General features: G+C 51.6%; 3 protein-coding genes. All 3 read right to left on the reverse strand.

Features of this window, described 5'->3' with window-relative positions; all coding sequences use genetic code 11:
* Nucleotides 1-731 (reverse strand): class I tRNA ligase family protein (locus VEI96_12065; protein HXX58728.1); only part of this gene is annotated, 731 nt, incomplete at its 3' end.
* 332 nt (nt 732-1,063) lie between these two features.
* Nucleotides 1,064-2,779, reverse strand: coding sequence for a VCBS repeat-containing protein (locus tag VEI96_12070; protein ID HXX58729.1), 1,716 nt, complete (start codon nt 2,777-2,779; stop codon nt 1,064-1,066).
* Nucleotides 2,780-2,987: 208 nt separating this feature from the next.
* Nucleotides 2,988-4,055, reverse strand: coding sequence for an outer membrane beta-barrel domain-containing protein (locus tag VEI96_12075; protein HXX58730.1), 1,068 nt, complete (start codon nt 4,053-4,055; stop codon nt 2,988-2,990).
* Between the last annotated feature and the right edge of the window lie 462 nt (nt 4,056-4,517).

The raw sequence follows: 4,517 nt of genomic DNA on the forward strand, positions 1-4,517 counted from the left end.
AGCGTCCAGGGAGTCGTGGTCCAAATGATCACCGATGCCTTCCTCCCTTTGAGTTCAGGGAAATACTTCTCCAGGTTTTCCTCGTCAAGCCCGAATTTCACGAATACCGAAGGAGACTCCTTGTCCGCGTACTCGACCTCAGCCTCTGCGAGTGCCGTGACGCACGACGGACACCAGTGCACGGGTTTCTTCCCCTTATAGATATAACCGCCTTTCACGAACTTCATGAACTCATCGACGATCGAACCCTCATAGGCGTTCGTCATCGTGAGATACGGGGAGGCCCAGTCCCCGAAGACGCCGAGTCTCTTGAATTCTTCCCTCTGGATATCAACAAATTTTGCGGCGTAATCCCTGCACAACTTCCGCTTCTCGATGATGTCCACCCGGTCTTTCTTGTCACCGAGATTCTTGTCGACCTGGAGTTCTATCGGAAGCCCGTGGCAATCCCACCCCGGGATGTAGGGTGACGAGAAACCCCGCATGGATTTGAATTTTACGATGATATCCTTGAGGATCTTGTTGAGGGCGTGGCCTATATGGATATGTCCGTTCGCGTAGGGCGGACCGTCGTGGAGGATATAGAAGGCATTTCCCCGATTCTTCTCTTGGATCTTTTCGTATACCCGGCGTTCCTCCCAGGATCTCAGTATCTCCGGCTCTCTCTGAGCGAGGTTGGCCTTCATGGGGAATTCTGTCTGCGGCAGATTCAGGGTGTCCTTGTAGTCCATCAACAAAATTACCACAGGAATGGCTTAAAGTCAATCTCTGCGCCCGTTCCCAGGCATCCCGCAGACTTCAGATCTCGCTGCGATAAGCCCTGCCGTCGTGCTATAATACGAGCGTGAGCTTCGTATCTTTCTCTGCACGCATTTTCGGGCGGAGGAGAAAGTGAAAAAAGGAGGTGAGTCTGTGAAGATCAAAAAGGTTACGAAGAAAATGGCGACGACCTGCAAGTGCAAGGGTTCATGTTAACTCAGGGACAGGTTTCGGTTTTATGAAGAAGGCGCATCGGAATGCGCCTTCTTTTATTCTTGAGCCGCAAAGGGAAGCGCGGTAACCGTTAGTTTTCTGTCTTGTCCGCGGAGAGGTCAGGCCTGCTGCATCTGAAATGACGAATGTTTCCATCGTAGTCGCCCGATACCATCTCGATCATATCATCCTTCACCCTGATCGACGGAGAGCTGTGGTTGTGCATCCTGATATCCTTTAGATAATCTTTTTCGGTGAAGGTGACGTTGCTGTAAGCGGTGGAGCGGTTTCCCTCTTCGTCCTTGAGTTCGGAGGTATAGGTCCTTATCCTGCCATCCTCCTGACCGACGAAGAGATAGAGGGTATTCCCATCCCGTGCGAGCGTGGGAGCCGAGAACCCTTCAACCTTGACGCCGTCAAAGGCACCCTCTATCTTCTCCCAGACCGGCAGGTGATCTTTTATTTCCCTCACCCGATAGGCGTAGAGCCTCCCGTCTGCCGCACCGATGATGAGCTGCCATTTCCCATCGCGTCCAAAGTCAAAGATAGAAGGGGTGGTATGTTCCTTAATCCGGATACCTTGGAAAAACCTTTTTTCTTCACGCCAGTGGGGCAGAGAATCGGACCCGACGTTCATGAACGCCCTGATGTCCCCGTTGCTCTGTCCGACGACGAGGACCTCCTTTCCCTCCCATTGAGTGATGATGCCCCTTGAAAAACCGGAAACCTTGATTCCCTTCAGATAATCTTTCCTTTCGACCCAAGGCAGTCCTTCGCCGGTTTGCTGATACTCATAGAGCTTGAGCGTTCCGTCCATATTTCCGACCACGAGGACTACCTGTTCCCCGAGGGTACAAACCGTCGGCGCACAGGCAGGGCCCGCAAATATCCTGTTGCTGAATATATCCTGATTCTTCTCGAGCACAGAAAAATCATAGTTCCTGTTCTCAAAGTAAGAGAGCACGCCATCGCCATCGGCCACGATCAGGTCGAAGCGGTCTTTTTTCAGAAGGTCGGCAAAAGAAGGTGAAACAAACCTCCCTGCCGAGGGTTTTGTGCGTGATTCTTTTATCGAAACCCCTGCGCCGTTCTTTCTCAGTTCAAAGAGAGAGATGTTGCCCAGAGAGTTGCCGACCGTCAGGAAGACCACATCGTTGACCTTTATCGCAGCCGGAACCGCATACATCCCAAAGGATCTGTCCAAGAGTTTTTCCTGAACGAACTTGATCTTTCCCGGCACGGAGACATTCTTGAAGAAGAAGAGCTTCCCCGACGAATTTGTCGCAATGATGTCGGGTTTTCCGTCGAAATTGTAATCCACAACAGTCACAGCCGCGTCGTTGCCGATCTTCAGGTCAACGCCCTCAACTTTCTTCCACTGAGGTGCATTCTTCGATCCGACATTTCTGAAGAAGAGAATCCTCCCTGAATCGGAAGAGAACCCTCCTGTCCCAACGACGAGCTCTGCTTCGCCGTCGCCGTCGATGTCACCCATCGCCGGGGAGGAAAAGGCGCCGACCTTAATGCCCGCAAAGTACCCTTCGCTCATTCGCCAACGGCGTACCTGCGGATCTCCCAAGTTCTTGTACAGGTAGACGAAGCCGTCTTTGCTCCCCGCGATCATGTCTTTCACCCCCGTCCCCTCTGTGTCAAAGAATGAGACCCTGATGAAAGGAATCGCATCGATTCCGCTCCTGTTGAAGTTTTCATGCGTGTCTTCGGTGCACTGAAGAGAGGCCGGACCCTTGCGCTGCGGCTTGACTGGAGGAGGGATCGAGATTTCACGCGGCGGCTCCTTTACGGCCACCCTCGGAACCTCCGCCTCTTGCTGCGTCTTTTGAAACGACTGCTCGGATGCACAACCATAAAAGAGAAGAAGTGTTACGGATGCTGCGGCATATAAAAAGATACGCTTCATAGACTCACGACATATAGTATACAACATCTGTCAAAAATAAGGAGGGCCGGGTTCGTCATAAACCACCCGGCCCTCTGTTGCCTTAATGAAAAACGCTCTATTTCGCGATTATCTCGAAATGAACTCTCCGGTTGTCCATCATGCACTTGTCGTTCTTATTCTTGGGAGTAGGCTCCTCAACACAGAGAGGTCTGGACTTGCCGTAGGTTATCGTTGATAACCTGTCGGCGGCGATGCCCTCCTTGACGAGATATTCCTTGACCGCGTTCGCCCTTCTGTCACCGAGCCTGAGGTTATAGTCTTCGGAACCATGGGAACAGGTATTCCCCTCGATCCTCACTTTTACGCCAGGATTGTCCTTGAGGACCTGGGTGTTCTTCTTGAGTATGTCCTGAGCTTCCTTCGTGAGTGTCGCCTTGTCAAAATCAAAGTGAACATCTTCAAGGACGATCACTACTTCCTTCTTCGGCTCGGCCTTCGGGGTCGGAGCCGGAGTCGGAGTCGGCTTCGGTGTCGGCATCGGGGTCGGAGCCGGAGTAGGTGCCGGTGTCGGCGGCGGTGGAGGTGGTGGAGGTGTCGGCTTCGCCTTCTCCTTTCCAAATGCGATGACCACGCCGACAGTCGTCTCAATGGTGTTCAGAGTCTTGCCCGTGAATATGAGGTTGTCTCTCACATCGAACCTTAAGCCGGCCCTGTCCGTGAACCAATACTTAGCGCCTAGTCCCGCGGTAAGGAGGAACTTATTCGTATTTCCCGTGAAGCTGCCGTTGAAATCTGCGACTCCCGCACCGAGGGCCACAAAGGGGTTGAACTTCTCCTTGGGCATGAAGTTGTAAAGGGCATCCAGGTGATAGAGCTGGACGGTCACATCATCGTCCGGTGTCACAAAGGGAGGCGGGCTCTGAGTGGATTTCCTCGTCTTGTCGTAAACACGGCTGTTCATGAAATCAGCAGCGAATTCACCCGCGATGTTCTCCGTGAAGTTGTATCCTACGCGTCCGCCTAAAACCGGTACATTTTTCAGATTCGTGCCGTCACCTAAGAAGGAGTACCAGCCCACAAAGGGACTTACTTCGACGCTCCCCGCTTTTTCTATCTCGGCATAGACAGAAAAAGGAAAGAGAAAAGCAAAAAGCAGTACGACAAAAACCGATCTCTTAAGCATGTCCGACCTCCTGAATGAAATTATTGATAGCCAAAAAAAATACCTTTTGCGCCAAATATCCATATCTGCCGCCCGACGAAGAAATTAAAACACAGAGGCCGTTCGTTGTCAAGATCATTAGTTTCGCACTTTTTGTGTCTCCATGTTGACGTTGAAGAGCGGAGTTAAAACGAGGTGAGTCGTGAAGATTGAGAAGATAATAAAGAAGATGGCTACGACATGTAAGTGCGAGGTTTCATGTTGGCCCGGGAGGAGACTTCCGTTTCATGAAGAAGGCGCACCGGAATGGGCCTTCCTCATTCTTGAGCATATTGCAAAAAAAAGGAGGGCCGGGTTTGTCCTAAGCCACCCGGCCCTCTGTTGCCTTAATGAAAAACGCTCTATTTCGCGATTATCTCGAAATGAACTCTCCGGTTGTCCATCATGCACTTGTCGTTCTTATTCTTGGGAGTAGGCTCCTCA

Source organism: Thermodesulfovibrionales bacterium (genome assembly GCA_035622735.1).
Taxonomy (GTDB): Bacteria; Nitrospirota; Thermodesulfovibrionia; order Thermodesulfovibrionales; family UBA9159; genus DASPUT01.

Coding starts and splice junctions, on each gene's coding strand:
- VEI96_12075 (HXX58730.1), bottom strand. CDS start 4,055: ATGCTTAAGAGATCGGTTTTTGTCGTACTGCTTTTTGCTTTTCTCTTT.